The organism is Sphingomonas sp. TZW2008, assembly GCF_002117915.1.
Lineage (GTDB): Bacteria > Pseudomonadota > Alphaproteobacteria > Sphingomonadales > Sphingomonadaceae > Sphingomonas.
Genome location: NZ_BDJB01000001.1, coordinates 67438 through 93061 on the forward strand (window position 1 = coordinate 67438; position 25624 = coordinate 93061).

The window sequence follows — 25624 nt, forward strand, 5'->3', positions numbered from 1 at the left end:
GCACGGGGGATAAGCACGGGAGAGAAAGGATGGGCAGGCCGATCATCACCGCGTTCGACTGGGTGCCCGATTTCGCGCGCGGGCAGGTGCGCGACCTGCGCGTGCGCTGGGCGCTCGAGGAAGTCGGCCAGCCGTATGACGTCCTCTACCTCTCGCAGGGCAGCCAGAAGGCGGAGCCGCACCGCGCGCGCCAGCCGTTCGGCCAGGTGCCGACGTACGAGGATGGCGATCTTACCCTGTTCGAAACTGGCGCGATCGTGCTGCACATCGCCGAGCGGCACGGCACGCTGCTGCCGCGCGATCCCGCGGCGCGTGCGCGCGCCATCGAGTGGATGTTCGCGGCGCTCAACACCGTCGAGCCGCCGATCATGGACCACGCCTTTGCGACGCTGTTCGAGGCCGGCGAGCCGTGGTCCAAGCCGCGCCTCCCATCGATCGAACAGCGGATCCACGATCGGTTCGGCGAGGTGGCCCGGCGGCTGGGCGACCGGGAGTGGCTGGAGGACGCCACTTTCACCGCCGGCGACCTCATGATGATCTCGGTCCTGCGCATCATGGAGGAGGACGGCTTCCTCGCGCCGCATCCCAATCTCGCCGCCTATGTCGCGCGCGGTACAGCACGCCCGGCGTTCGCACGCGCGCTCGCCGATCAGCTCGCCGGGTTTACCGGCAGCCCGCCGCCCGAATTCGCCGAATGGCTGAAGCAGCAGGGAGAGACGGCATGACCTACGTCGACGGCTTCGTGGTCGCGGTGCCGACCGCCAACCGGCAGCGCTATATCGAGCATGCCGAAGGCGCACTCGATCTGTTCAAGGAGTTCGGCGCGACCCGCATGGTCGAAGGGTGGGGCGACGACGTGCCACGCGGCGAGGTGAACGACTTGTACCGCGCGGTACAGGCGACCGACGACGAGACAGTGCTATTCAGCTGGGTCGAATATCCCGATCGCGCGACGCGGGACGCCGCGGGCGCGCGGATGATGAGCGATCCGCGAATGGAGGCGATGGGCGCGATGCCGTTCGACGGCAGCCGTATGATCTACGGCGGGTTTGCGCTGCTGCATGAGGCGGGCGACGGCGGCGCGTGCGGCTATATCGACGGCGTCGTCCTGGCCGTACCGACCGACAAGCGCGAGGCGTATCGTGACTTCGCCCGCACCTCGGCGGGCGCGTTTCTCGAACACGGCGCGCTGCGCTTCGTCGATACCTGGGGCGACGACGTGCCCGACGGCAAGGTCACCGATTTCCGCCGCGCGACACATTTGCAGGATGGCGAAACGGTGGCGCTGGGGTGGATCGAGTGGCCGTCGAAAGAAATGCGCGACGCGGCCTGGGAGCGGCTGACGCAGGACGAGCGGCTGATGGGCGGCGGCGATCGCCCGTTCGACGGCAAACGCATGATGTTCGGCGCATTCGTGCCGATCGTCGACCGCTGACGGCGGGGATGGTTTGGGACCGTAGGTGGAAAGGAGAGAGAGGATGACGACCGACAAGCTCGTGACCTGCGTATGGTTCGATCTCGGCCAGGCGCGCGAGGCCGCCACTTTCTACGCCGGCCTGTTCCCCGACAGTCACGTCGGCGACATTCAGGCATCGCCCGCCGACAATCCGTCGGCGCCGGCGGGCACCGAGCTGACGGTCGAGTTCACCGTGCTCGGCCGCGCCTTCCTCGGCCTCAACGGCGGGCCCAATTTCGTGCCCAACGAGGCGGTGAGCTTCATGGTGCTGACCGACGACCAGGCCGAGACCGATCGCTATTGGGATGCAATCGTCGGCAACGGCGGGGCGGAGAGCGCGTGCGGCTGGTGCAAGGACCGCTGGGGTTTCTCGTGGCAGATCACGCCGCGCGTCCTGATGGCGGCGATGGCCGATCCTGATCGTGCGGCGGCGAAGCGCGCGATGGAAGCGATGATGACGATGCGGCGGATTGACGTTGCCGCGATCGAGCGCGCCTGGCGCGGGGAGACAGCGGCATGACGCACGAGCTTCGCATCGAGCGGCTGATCGACGCGCCAGTGGCACGCGTCTGGACGGCGTGGACGCAGCATTTCGCCGAATGGTTCGTGCCCCGGCCGTGGCGCGTCGAGGTGATCGCGCTCGACCTCGTCGTCGGCGGCCGATCGGCGATGGTGATGCGCGGCCCCGACGGCGAGGAGCAGCCGAGCGAGGGCGTGTATCTCGAGGTGGTGCCCGAACGGCGCATCGTCTCGACCGATGCTTTCTCCGCCGGCTGGATGCCGCAGAGCCCGTTCATGCTGCGCATCGACGACTTCGAGCCGGTGGATGGGGGCACGCGCTACACCGCGACCGCGCGGCACTGGACCGCCGAGGCCGCGGCGCAGCATGCGGCAATGGGGTTCGAAGCCGGGTGGAATGCGGCGGCCGATCAGTTGGTCGAGGTGGTGCGGCGGCTCGGCTGAGGCGCTTCGCGCGACTCAAAATGCGCCGGGCGTTTCGCGCTGGATCGTCGTCGGGCGCGGCGGCGTGAGCGCCTCGCGGCGCACCGCGACATCGCTCGTCCTGGCCGCCGAGGCCGACGGGCGGGCGCCGCCGATCGGCGTGCAGGTGCGGCCGGCGAGGAAGTCGAGCGCCTGGCGCACTGATGCCTCGCGCACGTCGCCGAGCGGATAGGCGAAATCGTCGCTCGCCTGGCACGTCGCCTCCACGACGGGAGCGAGCCCGGTGTAATAGGCGCCCTGCCGCGCGGCATTCTGCGTCGCGAAGGCGACGAGCCGCAGCCGATCGTCGCACGCGGTGAGATCGCGCGCGATCTGCCCGACGGGCTTGCCATAGGTGTTGGTGCCGATCAGCGCCGCGTTGGTGTGGAGGTACGGCGTGAAGGCGTTGATGACGAGCTCGCTCGCCGAGGCGCTCGCCCCCGTGCCGATGAACGCGATCCGCGTTGCCGCGATCGATTGGGGCTGCGGCGCAAAATAGTCGGTGCGGTTCTCCGCCGCCTTCTCGGGGCGGAAGGTGGTGTAGCTGAACACGTCGTTGGTGCTGCGCCCGCCGCCGAGCAGATCGCCGAACAGCTCGGCAGTCGCGACCAGCCCGCCGCCGTTGTAGCGCAGGTCGACGATCACTTCGGTCACGCCTGCCGCGCGAAACTGCGCGAACCCGTCGCGCAGCGCCTGGTCGGCGGTGGAGATGAAGGTGCGCAGATTGACGTAGCCGACGCGCCGCCCGCCATCCTCGATAATGCGGATGCCGTAGCGCGACGAGACGGGCAGCAGCGCGTAATCGCGCTGCGCCATGGTGACGTCCGATTGCGTGCCGTCCGGCGCCCGGACGCGAAAGACGCGGGCGACGCCGGCGTCGGGCGGGCCGAACGCGTCGGTCAGTGCGCTGCCGCCCGCCTGGATCAGCGCGGCGACGGTGCGCAGATCGCCCGCCGACGTGCCGATCGCGAGGATCTCGGTACCGCGATCAATCCCCGCGGCGAGCGCCGGGGCGCCCTCGAACGCCTCGCTGACGAACAGGCGCTGCGCCGCCGGGTCGACCGCGAGCCGCACGCCGTAGCCCGCGCTGGAGCCAGAACTGTAATAGGCGTTCTCCTCCGCGATCGAGGTAACGTAGGTGAAGAAGCGGTCCTTGCTCTGCGCGCGCGCGGTGGCGGTGAGCGTATCGACGTACGCCTGCAACGTGGTGGCGCCACCCGGATCGAAGCTCGTGGGGAGCGTTTCAGGGAACAGATACCATTCGCGCAACTGCGCCGCGGCCCAATCCTGCCGCGCGCGCAGGCTGCACGCGGCGGTCACGGTCGGCGTCGGGCTGGGGGCGGGCGTCACCGCGGTGTTGCCGCTGCTCGCCCCGCCCGAGCCGCCGTCGCCACCGCAACCGGCAAGCAGCGCGGCGAGGCACAGGCCGGCCGAGACTTTGCGAACTCTACTCACCGCGCGGCCTTTCGCTTGTTTCAGCGCATCTTAGGCCGCGGTTCGCGCATAGGCTAGCCGCGCGGCGCATCCGCGAGCAGCGCGATGGTCGCGGGGTCACGCGTGCCGCCGTAGAAGCGATCGAGCACGGCCACGAACGGCGCCGGATCGGCCGCCGCGGCGGCGAACAGCGTCATGGACGAGCGCAGCTTGAGCGCGTCGACGCTGCCCATGATCGCGTCGGCATTGCCCGGCGCCGCCGCCACCAGCCGCGCCGCCTCGATCAGCCGAGGGCCGAGCACGGGATGCGCGGCATAGGCGCGCGCCTCCCCCAGCGAGACGATGCCGTAATGCTGCGCGGTCGCGCTGCGCCCAAGCCCGCGCAGTTGCGGAAAGACGAACCACATCCAATGGCTCGTCTTGCGACCGCGCTGCAGCTCGGCGCGTGCCGTGGGCCAGCTCTCCGCCTGCGCAGTGACGAACCGGTCGAGATCGAAATCGTCGCTCATGCCCGACGAACGCGCCGATGCGCCGCGGGTGCCGCCTCGTGCGTTACGATCGCACGCGAAGGAGAAGGCCCCATGCTCGAACATATCCCTGCCTGGCTCGGCCGCGCGCTGGCCAATGTGCGCGCCGGCGCGGACAAGCTGGCGATCGCGCAGACGGACCTGGGCGGCAGTTTCGGCGCGCTCGATCTCACCAGCCCGGCGTTCGCGCATGGTGGGCGGCTGCCGCCGCGCTTCACTGCCGATGGCGCGGGCGTGTCGCCGCCGCTGACGTGGGGCAGCGCGCCCGAAGGCACGGCGATGCTCGCGCTATTGGTGGAGGATGCCGACGCACCGGCGCCGCAGCCGCTGGTGCATGCGATCGTCTGGGGCATCCCCGCCGATGCGGCGCGGCTGGCCGAGGGCGCGATCGTCGCGGACGGAAATGGCGTGGCGGCGCGGGGCGACGTCGGCCGCAATTCGTATCGCGGCGAGGGCTGGCTGCCGCCCGATCCGCCGACCGGGCATGGCGAGCACCGCTACGCCTTCCAGTTGTTCGCGCTGGATGCCGGCGCGGGAGATCCCGGCGCCTCGCCCGGCCGAACCGCGCTGCTGCGCGCGATGGCCGGGCATGTGCTGGCGGCGGGGCTGCTGATCGGGACCTATGCGCGCGGCGAGGCGGGCGCGGTGACGATCGATCAGGCGAGCCGTGCCGCCGCGTCGACGTAGGCGATGAGCGCGGACGTGCTGGCGAATGCGGCCAACGCGACGAGCGAGAAGCGAACCATGGTATCTGTCTCCCTGAGCGACGGTCTGTGGTCGGCGGCGATCAGGCGATCGGCACGACGGGAACGGCGGCGCTGATCATCAGCGCGGCGAAGACGAGCGCGCCGGCGAGGCTGGCGGCATAGTGCTGGACGGAAGCGAAGCGGGTCATCGTTGGTCTCCTGGTAGCCGGTCGGGCGATCCGATCGGTGATGCCAGGAGCTTTGCATGCGCCGTGCCAATTTCTACGGCGACGCAAAAACAATGACTTAGTGGATGTGGGTCCGGTCGATGGCAATTTGCGCCACCGCGATGTGGCGGATTACGCCATCAGGCGGTGCAGACGATCCGGTTACGGCCTGCGGCCTTGGCGCGGTACAGTGCAGCGTCGGCTTCGGCGTAGAGCTGCTCGCGGCAATCGGCGGCGGTGCCGAACGCGATCCCGCCCGATATCGTGACGCTGCCGATCGGCGTATCCGTCTCGCGCGAACGGAAGCGGCGCGCGGCGACCGCGCTGCGCGCAGCGTCGACGAGCGTGACCGTCGTGTCGCGATCGCCACCGACGATCAGCATCGCGAATTCCTCGCCGCCGTAGCGCGCGACAAGCGCGCCCTCGGCCTCCGCCGCGAGCGTCTGCCCGATCGCGCGCAGCACGCGATCGCCCACCGCATGTCCGAAATCGTCGTTCACGCGCTTGAAGTGATCGATATCGCACACTGCGATCGCGACCGGCGTGTCGGGGGCGAGCGCGGCGAACGCCTCGTCGAACGCGCGCCGGTTGGGGAGATCGGTCAGCGGATCGCGCCGGGCGCAGCCGCGCGCCTCATCCAGCGCATCGCGCAGCGTATCGGCCTCGCGCTCGGCATCGGCAAGCCGCTGTTCGGCATCGCGCACGCGGCCGATCATCGCGGTGGTCAACTCGGCGATCTGGTCGATCCCGGTCAGCGGATCGTGCCCGCGCATGGCTGCGGCGCTCGCCGCCAGATCGCGCCCGAAGCCGCTCGTCTCGGCGTGGATCGATCGCACCGTGTCAGAAAAGCCGGCGACCTGCGCCTCGGTGCGCGCGAGCAATGCGTCGGTCGCCGCCTGAACGGGGTCGGCCGTAGCGCTGCCGGCCGGGGGCGGGGTGGGCACGATCGCCAGCCGCGGCGGGCGGCTCGGCACCGGCGCGCCGGCGGCGGCGGTGCCGCCGAGCGCGGCGATATCGCTGCCGGTGATCCGCACGCCGCCGTCGGTGAGCCGCGCGACGCGCTGCGCGAGGGCGCCATCGGGATCGCGCAGCACTTCGTGGACGAAGGCATAGTGCGATGGTTCGGAACTCAGCCGGTGATCGGCGAGGAACTCGCCGATCGCATCGAATAGATCCAGCGGATCGCCGTCCGCCACGCTGCCCATCCTTGCCTGCACCGTCCGCCCCGCTGCTCGCGGCACCCCGATGATGCCCCGCCCCGGTCCGGCTTTACTTGCCAAGCGCTAAGATTGCGTTGCCGGCGAGCAGCGCGGATCAGGAAGACTTCAAGCGCCGCACCGCCGCCAGCGTCAGCGCAACGTGTTGATCCGCCGCGAGTTCGCTGTGAACGAAGTTGATCCGCCCGTCGCGCGTGATCACGTAGCTGGTACGATTGGTCGCGTCGCGCCCCTTTATTTGCCGCCCGAGCGCGACATCGTAGCCGGTGACGACGCGTGGCCCCGCGCTCGCAACGGCGAACTTGCCGGCGCATTCGGTGGCGGAGAACTTCACGAGATCGTCGACCGGATCGGCCGACAGCCCGATCACCGTCGCGCCCGCGGCGCGGAAATTGGCGATGTTCTCGGCAAAGGCGCGCGCCTCGGCGTTGCAGCCGGCGGTGAAGGCGGCGGGGAAGAAGTACAGCACCACGGGGCCCTTCTTGAGCTGCTGCGCGAGGTTCACCGTCACGATCTTGCCCGCCACCGCGCCGCGCGTGGTGAAATCGGGCGCCTTTGCGCCGACGGCAAGCGTCGCGGCGGCCGGTGCGGCGAGCGCGAGCGAAACGGCGGCAGCGGCGGCGGGGATGTGGCGCATGGATCGGATCTCCGGGATGACGCTTGATCCTAGCCGTTCGCGTGACGCTGCGATAGGGCGGGCGGATGCCGATCCGTCAAGCCGACCTCGATCTCGCCCACCGCCTCGCCGATGCGGCGGGGGAGGCGATCCGCCCCTATTTCCGCGGCGAGCTGGGTACCGAGATCAAGGCCGATCACTCGCCCGTGACGCTGGCGGATCGTGCCGCCGAGGCCGCGATGCGCCGCATCCTCGACGCCGAGGCACCGGGCGATGCGATCCACGGCGAGGAATATGGCGTGAAGGACGGCGTGACCGGGCGGCGCTGGGTACTCGACCCGATCGACGGCACGCGCAGCTTCACCGTCGGCCGCGCGATCTTCGGCACGCTGATCGCGCTGGTGGAGGACGGCTGGCCGATGCTGGGCGTGATCGACCAGCCGATCGTGCGCGAACGCTGGATCGGCGCGGCGGGGCGGCCGACGCTGTTCAACGGCGCGCCCGCGCGCACGCGTGCCTGCCGCGAAGTGGAGGGCGCGATCCTCGCCACCACCAGCCCACACGCGTTCAACGACGACGAGGTGCCGCACTTCCTCGCGCTGGTCGCGGCGGTATCGGGCGGGCACGCACGGCAGGGGCCGGTCTATGGCGGCGACTGCTACAATTACGGGCTGCTCGCGAGTGGCCACCTCGACATCGTGTGCGAGGGCGGGCTGGCGCTGCACGATTTTGCTGCGCTCGCGCCGATCGTCGAGGGCGCCGGCGGGCGGATGTGCGACTGGAACGGCGATCCGCTGACCGAGGCGAGCACCGGGCAGGTGCTGGCGATCGGCGATCCGGCGCGGATGGACGAGGTGCTGGAAGCGCTCCACGCCGTCGCGGGCGGGCACGAGCATGGGTCGGGCGCGCACGGGCACTGATCAGCCCGTCGCTCCGCCGCGGCCGAGGACAGCGACGGACCGTTAAAAGATGCCGAGGAACTTCTTGCGCTGTTCCTTGCCCGGCTTCTCGCGGCCTTTCTCGTCCTTGGCCGTCGTCCCGCGGCCGACATCGTCGCGCGCCTCGCCCTTCGTGGTGCGCTGCGCCGCCGCGGTCGCACCGCCGAGCACGGGCCCGCATGCCGCCGACTTGGCGTCGCCCACGTCGACGAACGCCAGCACGCCCGCCAGCGGAGACGCGACCAGCGACAGCCCGAGGCCGATGCCGGCGCGCCCGACGAGCTGCGGGCTGATGACGTCCATCGCCGGGGCGGAGAAATAGCCGCCGAGGCCGACCGGCGACTGGCCGGAGAACAGGCTGAACTTCTTGGCGTCGGCGCGCACCGCCAGGTCGATCGCCTCGGTGCGGAAGCTGAACCCGCCGCGCCCGACGATGACGTTCTTGGTGGTGTCGATCAGGATCGGATCGGCCGCCGCGATCCCGCCGCGGACGGTGAAGGCGATCAGCCCGCAGTTGATTTCGACCGGCTTCTTGAGCTTGCCGGCGAACATCTTCTGCACGAACGTGCCGATGTCGAGCTCGGCCAGCTGGACGTTGCGCGTCCACAGCGTGCCCTGCGGCATGACGAAGGCGATCCGGCCGCGCGCGGTGGCGAGCGAATCGGCGAACGAATCACCGCGGCCGGCAAGCTCGACACGGCCCTTGATCGTCCCGCTCGTCCCCGCCTCCGCGACGCCCCAACCGGCGAGCAGCCGTCCCATCGGCGTCGGCGCGAGCCGCACGTCGTAGCTGACCGCGCTTGGCCGCTGGCGCGTGTCGAACACGATGTCGCTCGCGACATTGCCGCGCGCCATCGCGAAGCTGAGCGGCGACAGTGCCAGCCGCCCGCGTTCGAGATCGAGCGTCATCTCGACATTCGAAATCGGCACGCGGCGCGATTTGACCGCACCGATCGTCCATTTGAGGTCGGCGTCGAACGCGCGCAGCTTCGCGACCGGCAGATCCGAATCGGGGATCAGTTTGCGCGGGCCCGATCCCGTCGCCGCCGCCGCCGCGACGACGCCTTGCGCCTCGACGATATCGGGATTGTAGCCGATGATCGATGCGGCATCGATGATGTCGAGGTTGCGTGTGCGGATCGTCGAATCGAGGTGGACGCGATCGCCGTTGGTGACGGTCAGTACGCCGGCGACGTCGCTCCGGCCGACGGTGCCGCCCAGCCGGGTGAAGCGATAGACCTCGCCGTCCTTCACCATCTGCGAGCGGATGGCGTAGCGCCGCGTGTCGGGCATGACGACGCCGATGATGCCGAGCAGTTCGGCAAGATTGCGCCCGCGCGCGCGCGTCGCCAGCGGCACGTTCTCGATCTCGGCGATCGACGGCAGCGTGCCCGAGACGTCGACGACGTTGTTCGCTGCCCAGGCGCGCGCGACGAGTTCGTTCTTGCCGCGATTCGCGGTCGCATCGGGGGACAGCAACTGCGCGGTGACGCGGAACGGCGTGTCACGAATCAGCCCCGTGCCATTGACGCCGACCGCCCGACCGATTCGCGCGTCCTGCGATCGGATGTCGTCGACCTTGAGGTTCGCGAGCACGCGCATTCGCGGATCGAGATACCGCACCGTCGTTCCGCGTACCGTCGCCACGTCGATGCGCGGGAATTCGAGCCGTTTGCCGCCCTTCTTCTCGCTGAACGTCCAGCTGTTGCGCGTGTGCTCGCGGTTCCATTCGAGATCGACCGCGCCGTTGACGAGATCGAGCCAGTAGAGCCGGCGCTTGCCGAAAATGAGCGACAGCGGCGCGATGCGCGTGTCGAGCCGGTCGGCGCGGAACAGATAGGGCTGCGTCGTCCAGGCGGGATTGGCGATCGTGAAGCGCTCGGCGTAGAATTTGATCCGCCACGGCGCGAAATACAGCTGGAAATCACCGCCGACCTTGACCTCGCGGTTGGTCAGCCGGCCGACGATCGTCTCGAACGGGCCTTTCAGGAAGCGTCCCTTGGTGATGTACAGGACGAGCCAGATCAGCGCCGGCACCGCCAGGATCGCCAGAATCGTGTTGCGGATGCGCCGCCGGCGCTGCCGGCGGCGTTCCTCTGCTCCGGACGACGCCGGCTGCTCGTTACGCTGAGTCGCCATGTCCATGTCGCACGCAATCGTTCGGCGCGGGCATTGGTTGCATTTGCCGTGCGGCATCGCTACAGGGCCGCGCTTCTCCAAGCGAGGTGATACGAACCGCCCGGCCATCAGGGCTGCCGCGGCGGTTCCAGTCTCGCTCGATACGAAAGGACCAAAATGCCCAAGCTCAAGACCAAGAGCGGCGTGAAGAAGCGCTTCAAGCTCACCGCAACCGGCCTGTTGAAGCACGGCGTCGCCGGCAAGCGCCACCGCCTGCTGCACCACACCGGCAAGTACATCCGCCAGAACCGCGGCACCAAGGTGCTGTCGAAGGCCGACACCGCGACGGTGAAGGCCTGGGCCCCCTACGGCCTGCGTTGAGCGAGAGGAGTTAAGACATGGCACGCGTCAAGCGGGGCGTAACCACTCGCGCCAAGCACAAGAACATTCTGGAACAGGCCAAGGGTTACCGCGGCCGTCGCAAGAACACGATCCGCGTCGCGCGGCAGGCGGTCGAGAAGGCCGGCCAGTACGCCTATCGCGATCGCAAGGTGAAGAAGCGCACCTTCCGCGGCCTGTGGATCCAGCGCATCAACGCCGGTGTCCGGGCGGAGGGGCTGTCGTACAGCCAGTTCATGCACGGGCTGAAGCTCGCCGGGATCGAGCTCGACCGCAAGGTGCTCGCCGACATCGCGATGCACGAGGGCGCGGCGTTTACCGCACTCGTCGCTCAGGCGAAGAACGCGCTGCCGGCCGCAGCGACCGCCTGATCTAGCATCAGCTAGATCAGGCCTTCGCCAAGCCGGGCAGCGGAGCAGCGCAGCTGTTCCGTCTGACGGCGTGGCGGGGTTCAGACCTGAAGCGACACGAAGGGCGTGGGTGGCGACACCCGCGCCCTTTGCGTGTCCGGCGCCTTCGCAGCTAAAGCGCCCCAACAACCCGCACGGGCGAGACCGATGACCGACATTGACGACCTGAAAACGCATCTGCTGACCGCGATCGAGGCCGCGGCGGGGCTCGAAGCGCTGGAAACGGTGCGCGTCGACGCGCTGGGCAAGCAGGGCCGCGTCACCGCACTGCTGAAGTCGATGGGCGGGCTAAGTCCCGAAGAGCGTCAGGTGAAGGGCCCGGCGATCCACGGCCTGCGCGAAGCGGTGACCACTGCGATCGCCAACCGCAAGACCACGCTGGAGGCTGCCGCGCTGGAGGCGAAGCTCGCCGCCGAGCGAGTCGACATGACGCTGCCGGTCGACGCGCCGCTCGCCGGTACGATCCACCCGGTCAGTCAGGTGATGGATGAACTGGCGGAGATCTTCGCCGATCTCGGCTTCGCGGTCGCCACCGGCCCGGAGATGGAGACCGACTGGCACAATTTCACCGCGCTCAACATTCCGGAGACGCATCCGGCGCGCGCGATGCATGATACTTTCTACCTCGCCGGTGATCATGTGCCCGAGGATCGTGAGCGGCCCCGTCTGCTGCGTACCCACACCAGCCCGGTGCAGATCCGCACCATGCTCGCGAACAAGCCGCCGATCCGCATCATCGCCCCCGGCCGCACCTATCGCAGCGACAGCGACGCGACGCACACGCCGATGTTTCACCAGGTCGAGGGGCTGGTGATCGACAAGGGCATCACCATGGGTCACCTGAAGTGGACGCTCGAGACCTTCCTCAAGGCGTTCTTCGAGCGCGACGACATCGTGCTTCGTCTGCGCCCGAGCTACTTCCCCTTCACCGAGCCGTCGGCGGAGGTCGACGTCGGCTACACGCTGCAAAAGGGCAAACGCGTGATCGGCGGCGGCGGTGACGTGCCCGCCAATGGAGAGAATGGCGGCGGCTGGATGGAAGTGCTCGGCAGCGGCATGGTCCACCCCAAGGTGATCGCCGCCTGTGGGCTCGATCCCGACGAATGGCAGGGCTTCGCGTTCGGCTGCGGCATCGATCGCCTCGCCATGCTGAAATACGGCATGGACGATCTGCGTGCCTTCTTCGACGGCGATATCCGCTGGCTCAAGCATTATGGCTTCTCCGCCCTCGACGTCCCGACGCTGTCGGGCGGCGTCGGCGCGGCGTGATCGGACGACTGAGATGAAATTCACGCTTTCCTGGCTCAAGGACCACCTCGACACCTCGGCATCGCTGGACGAGATTCTCGTCGGCCTCACCCGCATCGGGCTCGAGGTCGAGGGCGTCGAGAACCCCGGCGAGAAGCTTGCCGCTTTCCGCATCGCCAAGGTGCTGACCGCCGAGCGCCATCCGCAGGCGGACAAGCTTCAGGTGCTGTCGGTCGATGCGGGTGACGGCCCGCTTCAGGTCGTGTGCGGCGCCCCCAACGCCCGCGCTGGCCTCGTCGGCGTGTTCGGCATGCCCGGCGCGACCGTGCCGGCGAACGGCATGGTCCTGAAGGTCGCGTCGATCCGCGGCGTCGAATCGAACGGCATGATGTGCTCCACGCGCGAGCTGGAGCTGGGCGACGATCATGACGGCATCATCGAACTGGCCGCCGATGCGCCCGTCGGCGACGTCTATGCCGAATGGGCGGGCCTCAACGATCCCGTCATCGACGTGTCGATTACGCCCAACCGGCAGGATTGCATGGGCGTACGCGGCATCGCGCGCGATCTCGCCGCCGCCGGGCTCGGCTCGCTGAAGCCGCTGACGGCGGAGCCGGCGGGGGGCGAAGGCCCCGGCCCGGACGTTCGCACCGACGACCCCGCCGGCTGCCCCGCCTTCTTCGCGCAGGGCGTCAACGGCGTCAGCAACGGCGCTTCGCCCAAGTGGCTGGCGAAGCGGCTGCGCGCGATCGGGCAGAAGCCGATCTCGGCATTGGTCGACATCACCAATTACATCACCGTCGATCTCGGCCGCCCGCTGCACGTCTATGACAAGGCGAAGCTCTCCGGCGGGCTCGTCGCGCGCAAGGCGAAGGCGGGCGAGACGGTCCTCGCGCTGAACGGCAAGACCTACACGCTCGACGAGACGATGACGGTCATCGCCGACGACGCGCATGTTCACGACATCGGCGGCATCATGGGCGGCGAGGAATCGGGCGTCTCGGACACGACCACCGACGTCGTCATCGAATGCGCCTATTTCGATCCCGAGCATATCGCGCGCACCGGCCAGAAGCTGATGCTGACCAGCGATGCGCGCCAGCGGTTCGAGCGCGGCGTCGATCCGGCCTTCCTCGACGATGGCCTCGCCATCGCCACCCGCCTCGTCCTCGACCTGCGCGGCGGCCAGCCGACCGGCATCACCCGCGCCGGTGAGCCGCCGCTGGGGACGCGCAGCTATGCCTATGACCCCGCCCGCGCCGAGACGCTCGGTGGCCTCGCCGTCGCGCCGGAGCGGCAGCGTGCAATCCTCACCTCACTCGGTTTCACCGTCAGCGACGATTGGCAGGTCACGCCGCCGACCTGGCGCCGCGATATCGACGGTCCGGCCGATCTGGTCGAGGAAGTGATCCGCATCGAGGGCATCGATAATATTCCTTCCGTGCCGCTGCCGCGCGCGCCGGGTGTCGCGACGCCTACTGCCACGCCGGAGCAGAAGCTGGAGCGCCGCGTCCGCCGCGCCGCCGCCGCGCGCGGGCTCGACGAGGCGGTGACGTGGAGCTTCATCTCGGAGGCCGAAGCCGCACCTTTCGGTGGCGGCGCTTTCACGCTCGCCAATCCGATCAGCGAGGACCTGAAGGTCATGCGCCCGTCGCTGCTGCCCGGCCTGCTCTCGGCGGCGGCGCGCAACGTGCGGCGCGGCGCGGGCACGATCCGCCTGTTCGAGATCGGCCGCCGCTATCTCGCCGACAAGGAGCGCCCGACACTCGGTCTGATCCTCGCCGGCGATCGCCGCGCGCGGCACTGGCAAACGGGCAAGGCGCAGGGCTTCGATGCGTTCGACGCCAAGACGGAGGCGCTGGCGCTGCTCGCCGCCGCCGGCGCGCCGGTCGACAACTTGCAGGTGTTTGGTGAAGCCGGTGACGCCTGGCACCCCGGCCAGTCCGGCACGCTGCGGCTCGGGCCGAAGACGGTGCTCGCCGCCTTCGGCATCCTCCACCCCAACGTCACCCGCGCGTTCGATCTCGACGCCGGCGTTGCCGCCGTGGAACTGTATCTCGATGCGATTCCCGGGAAGCGGTCGGCTGGCTTCATGCGTCCGGCCTATACACCGCCCGCGCTGCAGGCCGTCCGCCGCGACTTCGCTTTCCTCGTGCCGGGCGGCGTCGCCGCCGATGCGCTGGCGCGGGCGGTGAAGGGCGCGGACAAAGCCGCGATCGTCTCGGCGCGGGTATTCGACGTGTTCAGCAAGGACGGGGAGACGTCGATGGCGGTCGAGGTTGTGCTTCAGCCGGGCGACAAGGCGTTCGTCGAGGCCGAGCTGAAGGCAATCGCCGACAAGGTCGTCGCCGCCGCCGCCAAGCTGGGTGCGTCGCTGCGCGGCTAACCACCACCCCCGTTCGCCCTGAGCCTGTCGAGGGCGTGTCACAAAGCGCGACACTGCGTGGCACGGGCTTCGACAAGCTCAGGGCGAACGGGGTAGGAATGGCGCCAACACGTTGGAGGCAATGTGACCGACTGGATCACCATCGCGAACGATCATCTGTCGGCGGCGATCAACCCGCTCGGCGCGGAACTGTCGTCGCTGAAGGACGCCGCCGGGCGTGAATTGATGACCGACGCCGATCCCGCCTTCTGGACCGGCCGCGCACCCCTGCTGTTCCCCGTTGTCGGCAAACCGGCGGGCGAGGTGATCCGGATCGCGGGCGGCGAATACCCGATGAAGCAGCACGGCTTCGCCCGCCGCCTGCCGTTCACGCTGATCGATCACGGCCCGGCGCACGCCACCTTCCGCCTGACAGCGAACGACGAGACGCGCGCGCACTACCCGTTCGCCTTCACGCTCGACGCGAGCTACCGGCTCGACGGCGCAACGCTCGCCATCGACATTATGGTTACTAACGCCGGCGACGCGGACATGCCGGCGAGCTTCGGCTTCCACCCCGCCTTCGCCTGGCCGCTGCCCTATGGCCGCGAGCGCGCCGATCACCGCATTACCTTTGCGCAGGACGAACCCGGCGGCGTCCGCCCGATCGCTGCCGACGGCACGATCGCGGCGGGCGAGATGCCGTCGCCGCTCGATGGCCGTGTGCTGCACCTGTCGGACGATCTGTTCGCACACGACGCACTCGTCTGGGACCAAGTTCGCTCGGCGAGCGTCGTTTATGGCGCGGGTGATGGGCCCAGCCTCGAAATCGCCTTTCCCGATACACCGATGCTTGGCATCTGGACCAAGCCCGGCGCCCGCTTCATCTGCGTCGAGCCGTGGCACGGTATCGCCGATCCGCGAGGCTATGCCGGCGAACTGAAGGACAAGCCCGGCATCTTCATCGTGCCGCCCGGGGGCGCAAAGCACATCGCCATGTCGATCACGCTGCGCGCATGAAGCTCGAGACACTCATCGGCGAGCCGTGGGGCGACTATGGCTTGGTCGACAGCGGCAACGGGCGCAAGCTCGAGCGCTACGGCGACTATCGCTTCATCCGCCCCGAGCCGCAGGCGCTGTGGGCACCCGCGCACGCCGACTGGCAGGCGCACGGCGAGTTCGTGCCCGGCAGCGACGAGGACGGCGGCGGGCAGTGGCAGTACCGCCGTTCGACCCCGCGCGATGGTTGGCCGCTGTCGTGGGGGATTGGAGCCGAGACGGTGCGCTTCACCGCGCAGACGACGCCGTTTCGTCACCTCGGCTTCTTTCCCGACATGGCGCCCGTCTGGTCGTGGCTGCGCGAGCGGCTGACCGGCGTCGCCGAACCCGAGGCGCTCAACCTCTTCGGCTATACCGGCGTCGGCACGCTCGCATTGTCGGCGCACGGCGCCAAGATGGTGCACGTCGATGCGTCCAAGAAGTCGGTCGAGGCGGCGCGCGCCAATGCCAAGCTTTCGGGCATGGCGGACCGACCGATCCGCTGGATCGTCGACGATGCGGCGAAGTTCGTCGGGCGCGAGGTACGGCGCAATCGCCGATACGACGCGATCCTGCTCGATCCGCCGAAATACGGCCGCGGGCCCGACGGCGAGATCTGGCGTCTGGAGGAGCATCTGCCCGCGCTGATCGCCGAGTGCCGCCGCCTGCTCGACGGCAATTCGCGCGCGCTGTTCCTCACCGTCTATGCGGTGCGCATGTCGGCGCTGGCGATCGGCGAGATGCTGCGCCAGGCATTCGCCGATCTGCCGGGCAGCGTCGAGTGCGGCGAACTTGGCGTACGCGAGGAGGCGCGCGGGCTGGTGCTGCCCACCGCGATCTGGGCGCGCTGGTCGAACGATTGAGCGCGGCGGCGAAGCGCGCGCCGAAACCCGCGGTCGCGCGTTGTACCCGCGAATGACCGCCTACCTCCACGCGATCGGCACCGCGGTGCCACCGCACGACATCCACGCCGCCTTCATCGGCTGGGCGCACGCGCGGCTGCCCGAACGCGAACGCCGGCTGTTCGATCGCATGGCGGCCCGCGCGGGGATCGGGCATCGCTGGTCGGTACTGCCCGACACCGGCGGCTCGCCGGTCGATCCCGGCGGCTTCTATGCCGACGAGCCGCATCCCGGCACCGCCGCGCGCATGCGTCACTATGCCGAGGCCGCGCCGACGCTCGCACTTCAGGCGATCGATGATCTCGCGCGGCAGGTGCCGCTCGGCCCGATCACGCATCTCGTAGTGGCGAGCTGCACCGGCTTCGTCGCGCCCGGCATCGACCAGATCATCGCCGCGCGGCTCGGGCTCGCGCCCAGCGTCGAGCGGCTGCTCGTCGGCTTCATGGGCTGCTACGCCGCGGTCGCCGCGCTGCGCAGCGCGCGCCACATCGTCCGCTCGCAGCCCGATGCGCGCGTGCTCGTCGTGACGGTCGAGCTATCGACACTGCACCTTCAGGCGATCGACGCGATCGAGCCGCTGCTCGCGATGCTGCAATTCGGCGATGGCGCCGCCGCCGCGCTCGTCACCGCCGAGCCGCACGGTTTCGCGATCGAGCGGCCGTTCGCCACCACCTTGCCCGTTTCCGCCGATCTCATTCGCTGGGACATCACCGATACCGGCTTCGCGATGCATCTGTCGGGGGAGGTGCCGGGCCGGATCGCGACTGCGCTCGCCGATCCCGCGCTGGTCGAGACGCTGACCGGCGGCGCGGCGCCCGACGGCTGGGCGGTCCACGCCGGCGGCCGATCGATCCTCGACGCGGTCGAGCAGGCGCTCGGGCTGCCGGCCGACGCGCTCGATCATTCGCGCGCGGTGCTGGCGGCAAACGGCAACATGTCGTCGGCCACGCTGATGTTCGTCCTTGCGCGCGTACTCGCCGGCCCGCCGGTCGAGCACGGCGTCGCGCTCGCCTTCGGGCCCGGGCTGGCGGCCGAGGGCTTCGGGTTCCGGAGCGCGCCGTGACCCTCGCGGTGCGCGCCGAGGCCGAGGAGCTGATGGACGCCGACGACCTCGATCCGGCGGTCTACGCCGCGGTCGTCGCCGACCTCGCCAAGGTCAACGTCGTCACGCTCGCCCCGCGCCCGACGCTCGGCTTCCTCGCCCGCACGACGACGAAGGGCGGCCACTACCGCCTGCTCGATGTCGGATTCGGCGACGGCGACATGCTGCGCCGGATCGCGCGTTGGGGCGCGCGGCACGGGCGCAGCTTCGACCTCGTCGGGGTCGATCTCAACCCGCGCAGCGCCGCCGCCGCGCGCCCGCATACGCCGCCCGCGATCCGCCTCGTCACCGGCGACTATGCCGATCTCGGCGCGGAGCGTTGGGATTTCATCGTCTCCAGCCTCGTCGCGCATCACATGACGCAGGCGCAGCTCGTCGCCTTCCTGCGCTTCATGGAGGCGCATGCGCGGGTCGGCTGGCTCGTCAACGATCTCCACCGCCACGGCTTCGCCTATCGCGGCTATCCGCTGCTCGCCCGGCTCGCGCGGTGGCACCCGATCGTCCGCCACGACGGCACGCTGTCGATCGCGCGCAGCTATCGCCCGTCCGAATGGCCCCCGATCCTCGCCGAAGCCGGGATTGCGGGCGCCGAAATCCACCGCCGCTTCCCGTTCCGCCTGTGCGTCGAGGGACGACGATGAGCCCCGACACGCTGATCATCGGGGGCGGGCCGGCGGGCGCGGCGGCGGCGATCACGCTCGCTAACGCCGGTGCGCCGCACCTGCTGATCGAGCGCAGCCGCACGGTTGGCGATGCCTTGTGCGGCGGCTTTCTCAGCTGGCGCAGCCTCGACACGCTGGCGGCGCTCGGCATCGATCCCGATGCGCTTAATCGCGACCGCGTCACGCGCGTGCGCCTGTTCGCCGGCACGAAGATGGTCGAGGCACCGCTGCCCCGCCCGGCGATCGGCGTGTCGCGCCACCGCCTCGATACGCTGCTGATGCACCGCGCGGTCGGGGCGGGTGCCAGGGTGGAACGCGGCGTCGCGGTACGCGCGATCGACGACGGCGTGCGGCTCGACGACGGGTCGACGCGGACGCCGCGCGCGTTGTTTCTCGCTAGCGGCAAACACGACGTGCGTGGCCGCGCCCGGCCCGCTGCGGCGCGCGGCGACGATCCCTCGCTCGGCCTGCGCGTCCGCCTCGCGCCGCATCCGTCGCTCGACCGGCTCGTCGGCGACGCGATCGAATTGCACGCCTTCGATCGCGGCTACGCCGGGATCGTGCGGCAGGAGGATCGCTCGGTGAACGTGTGCCTCGCGCTGCGCCGCTCGCGGCTGCATGCCGCGGGCAGCCCCGCCGCGCTGCTCGCCGAACTGGGCGACGAATGCCCGGCGCTCGGCGAGCGTCTCGCCTTCGGCTATCCCGCGGCCGACGCGGTCGCCAACGTGCCCTACGGCTGGCGTGCCACAGCCGGCGAGGACGGGCTGTTCCGGCTCGGTGACCAGGCGGGCGTCATCCCCTCGCTCGCCGGGGAGGGGATGGGAATCGCGCTGGCGAGCGGCGTGTCCGCGGCGCACGCGCACCTTGCCGGCATCGGTGCCGCCGATTGGCAGAGGGCGTTCGCCCGTCGCCTGCGCCGCCCGATCGGCATCGCCTCGCTGATCCGCGGGCTCGCCGAACGCCCGGCGCTGTCACGCATCGCATTGCCCGCCCTTGGCCTCGTGCCCGCGATTACCCAAATGGTGGCGAGCGCCACTCGCATCCCGCCGGATCCCGTCCGCTACGGCCCGGCCGCCCTGGAGACCTAAACTCGATGGAAAAACTCAACCTTTCCGAGGCCGAATGGAAAAACCGGCTGACCCCCGAGCAGTATCACGTGCTGCGCGAGGCGGGGACCGAACGGGCGTTCGGCGGCAAGTACAACGACAACAAGGCCGACGGCATCTATCACTGCGCCGCATGCGAGCTCGAGCTGTTCGATAGCGCCGACAAGTACGATTCCGGATCCGGCTGGCCCAGCTTCACCCAGCCGCTATCGCCCGAGGCGGTCACCGATCACCGCGACACCAGCCACGGGATGATCCGCATCGAATCGCGCTGCGGCCGATGCGACAGCCACCTTGGCCACGTCTTCCCCGACGGCCCGCCGCCCACCGGGCTGCGCTATTGCATGAACTCGCTCAGCCTCGATTTTCAGCCGCGCCACTAGGCGCGCCGATCCGCCGTCGCGCCTTGCGCCGACGGCGGGTCGTTGTGGCCACGGCTTGTTAACCACAGCCTAAGCTTATATCCCGCAAGGCGCTTCGATGGCCCGCGCCCCCGCCCCCCGTTCGCCCTGGCGCCGCCGCCTGTCGATCACCGTCAAGGTGCTGCTCGTGCTCGCCGTGCTCGCGCTCGGCGCGCTCGTCACCGCCGTCTATATCGCGCGCGCGCAGCTGCCGTCGTTCGACGAGCTGAAATCCTCGCCCAACGGCCAGATGATCCGCGTCCATGCCGCCGACGGCACGGTGCTGGTGTCAATCGGCCCAAGCTACGGCGAGTGGCTGGCAGCCGACCGCATCCCGCGCGTGATGCGCGAGGCGACCGTCGCGGTGGAGGACAAGCGCTTCTACAAGCATATCGGCGTCGATCCGATCGGCGTCGCGCGCTCGATCAAGGTGCGCGTCGATCGCGGGCGCTGGGTGCAGGGCGGCTCGACGATCACGCAGCAGCTCGCGCGCAACGTGTTCCTCAACAACCAGAAGAAGTTCGGCCGCAAGTTCCGCGAGTGGATCCTGGCGCTGGCGATGGAGCGCAAGTTCTCGAAGGAGCAGATCCTCGAGCTGTACCTCAACAAGGTCTATTACGGCGGCGGCGCCTATGGCATCGACGCCGCCGCGCGCAAATTCTTCGGTCATGGTGCGAACCGGCTGAGCCTGAGCGAAGCGGCGATCATCGCCGGGCTGGTCAAGGCGCCATCCAACTATTCGCCGACCGCCGACGCGCAGGCGGCGGTGGACCGTGCGCAGGTCGTGCTGCGCGTGATGGAGCAGAACGGGGCGATCAGCGCGTCGGAGGCGGCGGAGGCCGATCCGCAGGCGGTGAAGCTCGCGCCCGAGCCGCGGCAGAATTCGGTGCGCTATTTCACCGACTGGGCGCTGCCGCAGCTCGAACTGCTGATCGACGAGACCGAGAAGCCGCTCGACGTGTGGACCACGCTCGACCTTTCGATGCAGCGCGCCGCCGATGCCGCGATCCGCGCCAATGCGCCGGGCGGGGCGCAGGGCGCGCTGGTCGCGCTCGATCGCGACGGCGCGGTGCGCGCGATGGTGGGCGGCAAGGATTACGTCGCGTCGATCTACAACCGCGCGACGCAGGCGCAGCGCCAGCCGGGATCGGCGTTCAAGCTGTTCGTCTATCTCGCCGCGCTCGAAGCGGGGAAGACGCCCGAATCGACCGAGGTCGACGAGCCGATCACGATCAGCGGGTGGAGCCCGCGCAACTCGTCGCGCCGCTTCTCGGGCAGCATCACGCTGCGCACCGCCTTTGCCTATTCGATCAACACGGTGGCGGCGAAGCTCGGCCAGCAGGTCGGCTTCGCGACCGTCGCCGACATGGCGCGGCGCTTCGGCATCACCACGCCGGTCAACACCCAGCCCTCGATGGTGCTCGGCACGTCGGACGTGCGGCTGATCGACATGACGCGCGCCTTTGCCAGCGTCGCGAACAAGGGCGTCGCCGTCACCCCGTTCGGCATCACCAAGGTGACGGCGCAGAACGAGGTGATCTACAGCCACGAGGTCGATCGCAGCCGCGTGCTCGTCGCGCCCTATGTCGCTGCGCAGATGACCGATCTGCTGCAGACCGCGGTCAACACCGGCACGGGGCGAGCGGCGCAGATCGGCCGCCCCGTCGCGGGCAAGACGGGCACGACGTCGTCGTCGAAGGACGGCTGGTTCCTCGGCTTTTCGTCGGGCATCACCACCGGCGTGTGGATGGGCCGCGACGATGCCAAGCCGATCGGCGGGCTGCAGGGCGGCACGGCGCCGGCGCGCGCCTTCGCACAGTTCATGAGCAAGGCCGTCGCTAGCCGCCCGATCGAACAGTTCGAGACCGAGGTGACGCTGCCCGAATGGCAGCTCGAACCCGACGAAGAGAGCTATTACGGCGAGCCCGATACGGGCGCGTTCGTCGACGAGAACGGCAATCCGATCGCGAGCGACGGGGTGCCCGCGCCGCAGGATCAGCCCGGCGAGGGGATCGAACGTCCGTCGGCGCGCGGCGAGCGGCCGGTGTACGACGACGAGCAGGGCGGGGCACCGCCCCCCGATCAGCGGCTCGACCAGGACTGGATCGACCGCGTGACGGGGCGCGATCCCGAGCAGGATCGCCGCCCGCGGCGCGACGCGCGTCCGCGCGGTGACAGCGATCCGCGCTACGATCCGCGCGTTCAGCCGCCGGTGGACGAGCGCCCGTACCAGTGAAGCTGCGCGCCGTTGCGGCGTAGCCACTGACGATGCGGCGTCGGATCGGCGCCGTAGAGCGCGGCGACGAGCGCATGGAAGGAGGGGGAGTGATCCATGTGGACGCGATGCGCCACCTCATGCGCCGCGGTCGCACGCCGTACCGCTTCGGGCGCCAGCACCAGCCGCCAGCTGTAGCGGATCGCGCCGCTGCCGCTGCAACTGCCCCACCGCCCGCGCGGGTCGCCGATCGCGACCTTTTCCACCCGCACGCCGGCGCGCGCGGCGTAGAAGGCGGTATCCTCACCAAGCAACCGCAACGCCTCGCGCCGCAGCCAGCTTTCGACACGGCGCGCGATCGTTTCCGGCGGGCCCGACAGGCACAGCCGATCGCCGTCGCGCCGCACGATGCGCGACGCCCCCGCTACCCACGCGATCGTCAGGACGTCGTCGCCGAACGGGATCGTCGCGCCGTCGACGAACGGGCGCGGCAGCGGCAGCTTGGCGCGCTGTGCCGCGATCCAGTCGCCATAGCCCGCCGCCCAGGCGAGCGCCGCCTTGGCCGAGGCGCGCCGCGGGATCGTCAGCCGCACTCGGCCGCTCAGCGGATCGAAGACGAGCTTGGCGCGTCGCGCGGTCGGGTGCCGCACGACGTCGATCGCCTCGCTCGTCACGGGATCACAGGTCGCGCTCAACAATGTGATTCTCGAGCTCACCCGCGTCGTCCTCGCTGATCGTCCAGCCGCGCACCGATTGGCCGGCGCGGTGCACCGCCTCGCGATCGCCGGAGACGAGGTAGTGCCACTCGGGTAGTGGCGCCCCCGCGGCGCGCAGCCGATAGGCACAAGTCGACGGCAGCCAGTCGATCGCGTGCACGTTGCGCATCGTCAGTCGTACGCATTCGGCGACATAGGCGCGGCGGTTGCGATAGTTCGAACACTGGCCGCTACGCCGATCGAGCAGCCGGCAGGCGACGTTGGTCGGCACCAGCTCGCCCGTTTCCTCGTCCTCCAGCTTGTGCAGGCAGCATTTGCCGCACCCGTCGCACAGCGCCTCCCACTGCGCGCGGTCGAGCTTGTCGAGCGGCGTGTCCTCCCAAAATTTGGTCATGCGTGGCGGTTCATCACTCATTTTGCCCAGCGCTTGATCTCGTCGGCGATCGCCTGCGGCGGGCCTTCCTGCGGCAGCAGCGCGAGCGGCTTGCCGTCGGGTGCCATCAGATACGCCTGCCGGCTGTGATCCATCATATAGCCGTCGGGCGTGCCCTTGCCGCGCTTGTAGTAGATCGCGAAGTCCTTGGCGACCTTGGCGATCTGTGCCGGGCTGCCCGTCAACCCGACCATGCGCGGATGAAAGGCGGAGACGAACTGCTTCACCACGCCCGGCGTGTCGCGCTCGGGATCGATCGTGACGAAGATCGGCACGATGCGCTGCGCCAGTTCAGGATCGCTCTTGTCGAGCAGCTTCATCGCCGCGCCGATGTTCTGCACGTCGACGGGGCAGACGTCGGGGCAGAAGGTGTAGCCGAAGTACATGATGCGATACTTGCCCGCGAACGATGCATTGGTGACCGGCTTGCCATCCTGGTCGGTCAGCGCGAACGGCGCGCCGATCCGCGCGCCTTCGAGCGGCGGGCGCGCCGGCGGCGCCTCGGGCGAGCAGGCGATGGCGGCGAGCGGGAGAAGCAGTGCGAGAAGGCGGGTGTTCATGGCACCGCCAGCCTTGATCTGTTAGGCGCATCGCCGCAACCACCAGATGGAACCTGCCCCAGTGACGACGCTGCGCCTCCTGCTCCTTCCCGCCCTCGCCGCGCTGGCGCTGCCCGCCGCCGCGCAGCAGCAGTCGAAAGGCTACAAGTTCCTCGAGGCGGTGCGCGGCGCAAAGGGAGACGAAGTCGTCAAGACGCTCGACGAGCCGGGGCAGACGATCGTCAACACGCGTGACGTCACCACCGGCGAAGGCGCGCTCCACATCGTCGTCAAGCGCGGCGATTCGACGTATCTGCGCTACCTGCTGCAGCGCGGTGCCGATCCCAACTTGCGCGACGGGCGCGGCGACACGCCGCTGCTGCTCGCGGTGCAGTACGGCCAAGGCGGGCTCGTCGACGTGCTCACCGCGGCAAAGGCCAATCCCAACCTTGCCAACGGCAGCGGCGAGACGCCGCTGATCCGCGCGGTACAGAAGCGCGATCTCGGCCTCGTCCGGCAATTGCTCGCGGCCGGCGCCAATCCCGACCAGACCGACAATGTCGCCGGTATGTCGGCGCGCGACTATGCCAAGGCCGATGGCCGCGCGCCCGCGATCGCCAAGCTGCTCGACGAGACGCCTAAGCGGGCGACGCGGGCGGTCGCGGGGCCGAAGTTCTGAGCCGGCGGCGCGCGCTCGTCACGATCGCGCAATGAGAGCCGAGCCGTCGAGGCCCGGCCCCACTTGATACGAGCGGCCGTGCGATCAGGCCGTCGCCTGATCGAATCTGTTCGGCTTTCGTACGAAGCCAGAGGTTGAATAACGCCGCGAAGCGCGCCTAAGGCAGTCGTGTTACTTTCGAGGCGCGCATGAACGACATTTCGAACACCTTGCCCGACAGCCGCGAGACGACGCTGCTCGACGCGCCCGACAAGATGGTCAGCGTGCGCGACCTGTTCGGCATCGACAGCGACATGCAATGCCCCGCGTTCAGCGAGGCGGACGAGCGCGTGCCCGATCTCGATCCCGCCTATGTGTTCGATCCCGACACGACGATGGCGGTGCTCGCGGGCTTCGCGCACAACCGCCGCGTGATGGTGCAGGGCTATCACGGCACCGGCAAGTCGACGCATATCGAGCAGGTGGCGGCGCGGCTGAAGTGGCCGTGCATCCGCATCAACCTCGACGCGCACATCAGTCGCATCGACCTCATCGGTCGCGACGCCATCGTGCTCAAGGACGGCCAGCAGGTAACCGAGTTCCGCGAGGGCCTGCTGCCCTGGGCTCTGCAGACGCCGACTGCGCTCGTCTTCGACGAATATGACGCCGGGCGCCCCGACGTGATGTTCGTGATCCAGCGTGTGCTGGAGACTGAGGGCAAGCTGACGCTGCTCGACCAGAACCGCGTGATCCGCCCCAACCCGCACTTCCGCCTGTTCGCCACCGCCAACACGGTTGGCCTCGGCGACACGAGCGGACTGTATCACGGCACGCAGCAGATCAACCAGGGCCAGATGGACCGCTGGAACATCGTCGTCACGCTCAACTATCTGCCCGCCGCGACCGAGGCCAACATCGTGCTCGCCAAGTCAGGCGAGTACGACAAGCCCGAAGGCAAGAAGCAGGTCGAGAACATGGTCCGCGTCGCCGACCTCACCCGCAAGGGGTTCATCAACGGCGATATCTCGACCGTGATGAGCCCGCGCACGGTGATCACCTGGGCGCAAAACACGCTGATCTTCAAGGACGTCGGCTTCGCCTTCCGCCTGTCGTTCCTCAACAAGTGCGACGAGGCGGAGCGCCCGCTGGTGGCCGAATACTACCAGCGCGTCTTCGGCAAGGACCTGCCCGAGAGCGTGGTGGGCAAGGCATAGCGAGACTGATCGGCAA

At 69.4% G+C, this 25624-nt stretch carries 27 protein-coding genes; 19 read left to right on the top strand and 8 right to left on the bottom strand.

The window, feature by feature from the left end:
- The first annotated feature begins 29 nt into the window (after positions 1 to 29).
- Genes B7L05_RS00295 through B7L05_RS00310 form a run of 4 tightly spaced genes read left to right on the top strand, consistent with a single transcriptional unit; the run spans position 30 to position 2419 of the window.
- Entirely contained in the window at positions 30 to 725 is a 696-nt protein-coding gene (locus B7L05_RS00295) for a glutathione S-transferase family protein (RefSeq protein ID WP_085808220.1), read from the top strand.
- Positions 722 to 1435: a DUF1428 domain-containing protein gene (locus tag B7L05_RS17855; protein WP_085808221.1), complete on the top strand. Its 714-nt coding sequence runs from the start codon at positions 722 to 724 to the stop codon at positions 1433 to 1435. The genes B7L05_RS00295 and B7L05_RS17855 overlap by 4 nt, the downstream gene beginning before the upstream one ends.
- Positions 1436 to 1478: 43 nt before the next feature.
- The gene (locus B7L05_RS00305) at positions 1479 to 1976 is read left to right on the top strand and encodes a VOC family protein (protein ID WP_085808222.1); all 498 of its coding nucleotides are present in this window, start codon (positions 1479 to 1481) and stop codon (positions 1974 to 1976) included.
- Positions 1973 to 2419 (top strand): SRPBCC family protein, encoded by a 447-nt coding sequence (locus B7L05_RS00310; protein WP_085808223.1) that lies wholly within the window; start codon positions 1973 to 1975, stop codon positions 2417 to 2419. Before B7L05_RS00305 ends, B7L05_RS00310 begins: the two co-directional genes overlap by 4 nt.
- Before the next feature lie 15 nt (positions 2420 to 2434).
- Here the strand turns inward: B7L05_RS00310 and B7L05_RS00315 are convergent, their stop codons facing one another.
- Together B7L05_RS00315 and B7L05_RS00320 are read right to left on the bottom strand one after the other, a co-directional pair.
- Positions 2435 to 3892, bottom strand: coding sequence for a S41 family peptidase (locus B7L05_RS00315; RefSeq protein WP_085808224.1), 1458 nt, complete (start codon positions 3890 to 3892; stop codon positions 2435 to 2437).
- Positions 3893 to 3945: 53 nt separating this feature from the next.
- The gene (locus tag B7L05_RS00320; protein WP_085808225.1) at positions 3946 to 4380 is read right to left on the bottom strand and encodes a DUF1810 domain-containing protein; all 435 of its coding nucleotides are present in this window, start codon (positions 4378 to 4380) and stop codon (positions 3946 to 3948) included.
- A 72-nt stretch (positions 4381 to 4452) separates the two neighbouring features.
- On the opposite strand from B7L05_RS00320, the gene B7L05_RS00325 reads away from it, so the two are divergent.
- Positions 4453 to 5085 (top strand): YbhB/YbcL family Raf kinase inhibitor-like protein, encoded by a 633-nt coding sequence (locus B7L05_RS00325; protein ID WP_085808226.1) that lies wholly within the window; start codon positions 4453 to 4455, stop codon positions 5083 to 5085.
- Positions 5086 to 5451: 366 nt separating this feature from the next.
- Here the strand turns inward: B7L05_RS00325 and B7L05_RS00330 are convergent, their stop codons facing one another.
- Positions 5452 to 6507 carry a diguanylate cyclase gene (locus B7L05_RS00330; protein ID WP_375601238.1) on the bottom strand — a complete coding sequence of 352 codons (1056 nt, stop codon included), beginning with the start codon at positions 6505 to 6507 and terminating at the stop codon, positions 5452 to 5454.
- A 118-nt stretch (positions 6508 to 6625) separates the two neighbouring features.
- Complete coding sequence (locus B7L05_RS00335; protein WP_085808228.1) at positions 6626 to 7165, bottom strand: peroxiredoxin; 540 nt, start codon at positions 7163 to 7165, stop codon at positions 6626 to 6628.
- Between the two features lie 65 nt (positions 7166 to 7230).
- On the opposite strand from B7L05_RS00335, the gene B7L05_RS00340 reads away from it, so the two are divergent.
- Positions 7231 to 8064, top strand: a complete 834-nt coding sequence (locus tag B7L05_RS00340; protein WP_085808229.1) for an inositol monophosphatase family protein — start codon at positions 7231 to 7233, stop codon at positions 8062 to 8064.
- A 42-nt stretch (positions 8065 to 8106) separates the two neighbouring features.
- On the opposite strand, the gene B7L05_RS00345 is transcribed toward B7L05_RS00340, so the two are convergent.
- Entirely contained in the window at positions 8107 to 10227 is a 2121-nt protein-coding gene (locus B7L05_RS00345; protein WP_085808230.1) for an AsmA family protein, read from the bottom strand.
- 150 nt (positions 10228 to 10377) lie between these two features.
- Here B7L05_RS00345 and rpmI point away from each other — a divergent pair, with 150 nt between their 5' ends.
- The 11 genes from rpmI (at position 10378) to B7L05_RS00400 (ending at position 22069) form a co-directional block, all read left to right on the top strand.
- Positions 10378 to 10581, top strand: coding sequence for a 50S ribosomal protein L35 (gene rpmI / locus B7L05_RS00350; protein WP_076743996.1), 204 nt, complete (start codon positions 10378 to 10380; stop codon positions 10579 to 10581).
- A 17-nt stretch (positions 10582 to 10598) separates the two neighbouring features.
- On the top strand, positions 10599 to 10970 hold the full coding sequence (gene rplT, locus B7L05_RS00355) for a 50S ribosomal protein L20 (protein WP_085808231.1): 372 nt from the start codon (positions 10599 to 10601) through the stop codon (positions 10968 to 10970).
- A 186-nt stretch (positions 10971 to 11156) separates the two neighbouring features.
- Positions 11157 to 12278, top strand: coding sequence for a phenylalanine--tRNA ligase subunit alpha (gene pheS / locus B7L05_RS00360; protein WP_085808232.1), 1122 nt, complete (start codon positions 11157 to 11159; stop codon positions 12276 to 12278).
- Positions 12279 to 12291: 13 nt separating this feature from the next.
- Entirely contained in the window at positions 12292 to 14643 is a 2352-nt protein-coding gene (gene pheT / locus B7L05_RS00365) for a phenylalanine--tRNA ligase subunit beta (RefSeq protein ID WP_085808233.1), read from the top strand.
- Between the two features lie 123 nt (positions 14644 to 14766).
- Positions 14767 to 15642, top strand: a complete 876-nt coding sequence (locus B7L05_RS00370; RefSeq protein ID WP_085808234.1) for an aldose 1-epimerase family protein — start codon at positions 14767 to 14769, stop codon at positions 15640 to 15642.
- Complete coding sequence (locus B7L05_RS00375; RefSeq protein ID WP_085808235.1) at positions 15639 to 16523, top strand: class I SAM-dependent methyltransferase; 885 nt, start codon at positions 15639 to 15641, stop codon at positions 16521 to 16523. Before B7L05_RS00370 ends, B7L05_RS00375 begins: the two co-directional genes overlap by 4 nt.
- 52 nt (positions 16524 to 16575) lie before the next feature.
- The gene (locus B7L05_RS00380; RefSeq protein WP_085808236.1) at positions 16576 to 17625 is read left to right on the top strand and encodes a type III polyketide synthase; all 1050 of its coding nucleotides are present in this window, start codon (positions 16576 to 16578) and stop codon (positions 17623 to 17625) included.
- The gene (locus B7L05_RS00385) at positions 17622 to 18305 is read left to right on the top strand and encodes a methyltransferase domain-containing protein (protein ID WP_085808237.1); all 684 of its coding nucleotides are present in this window, start codon (positions 17622 to 17624) and stop codon (positions 18303 to 18305) included. The genes B7L05_RS00380 and B7L05_RS00385 overlap by 4 nt, the downstream gene beginning before the upstream one ends.
- A complete protein-coding gene (locus tag B7L05_RS00390) occupies positions 18302 to 19414 on the top strand; it encodes an NAD(P)/FAD-dependent oxidoreductase (RefSeq protein WP_085808238.1) in 1113 nt (370 codons plus the stop codon). Before B7L05_RS00385 ends, B7L05_RS00390 begins: the two co-directional genes overlap by 4 nt.
- 5 nt (positions 19415 to 19419) lie before the next feature.
- Positions 19420 to 19815 carry a peptide-methionine (R)-S-oxide reductase MsrB gene (gene msrB, locus B7L05_RS00395; RefSeq protein ID WP_085808239.1) on the top strand — a complete coding sequence of 132 codons (396 nt, stop codon included), beginning with the start codon at positions 19420 to 19422 and terminating at the stop codon, positions 19813 to 19815.
- Positions 19816 to 19912: 97 nt separating this feature from the next.
- On the top strand, positions 19913 to 22069 hold the full coding sequence (locus B7L05_RS00400) for a transglycosylase domain-containing protein (protein ID WP_085808240.1): 2157 nt from the start codon (positions 19913 to 19915) through the stop codon (positions 22067 to 22069).
- Here B7L05_RS00400 and B7L05_RS00405 read toward each other — a convergent pair.
- From B7L05_RS00405 to B7L05_RS00415, 3 genes are read right to left on the bottom strand one after another with little or no spacing between them, the layout of a single operon-like run.
- Positions 22036 to 22743 carry a M48 family metallopeptidase gene (locus B7L05_RS00405; RefSeq protein WP_256926540.1) on the bottom strand — a complete coding sequence of 236 codons (708 nt, stop codon included), beginning with the start codon at positions 22741 to 22743 and terminating at the stop codon, positions 22036 to 22038. The two genes, B7L05_RS00400 and B7L05_RS00405, sit on opposite strands and share 34 nt — an antisense overlap.
- The gene (locus tag B7L05_RS00410) at positions 22727 to 23158 is read right to left on the bottom strand and encodes a YcgN family cysteine cluster protein (protein WP_085808409.1); all 432 of its coding nucleotides are present in this window, start codon (positions 23156 to 23158) and stop codon (positions 22727 to 22729) included. Before B7L05_RS00410 ends, B7L05_RS00405 begins: the two co-directional genes overlap by 17 nt.
- A gap of 17 nt (positions 23159 to 23175) precedes the next feature.
- Positions 23176 to 23757: an SCO family protein gene (locus B7L05_RS00415; RefSeq protein ID WP_085808242.1), complete on the bottom strand. Its 582-nt coding sequence runs from the start codon at positions 23755 to 23757 to the stop codon at positions 23176 to 23178.
- A gap of 46 nt (positions 23758 to 23803) precedes the next feature.
- Here B7L05_RS00415 and B7L05_RS00420 point away from each other — a divergent pair, with 46 nt between their 5' ends.
- Positions 23804 to 24415 carry an ankyrin repeat domain-containing protein gene (locus tag B7L05_RS00420; protein ID WP_085808243.1) on the top strand — a complete coding sequence of 204 codons (612 nt, stop codon included), beginning with the start codon at positions 23804 to 23806 and terminating at the stop codon, positions 24413 to 24415.
- Between the two features lie 188 nt (positions 24416 to 24603).
- Positions 24604 to 25608, top strand: a complete 1005-nt coding sequence (gene cobS, locus B7L05_RS00425; RefSeq protein WP_085808244.1) for a cobaltochelatase subunit CobS — start codon at positions 24604 to 24606, stop codon at positions 25606 to 25608.
- The last annotated feature ends 16 nt before the right edge of the window (positions 25609 to 25624 follow it).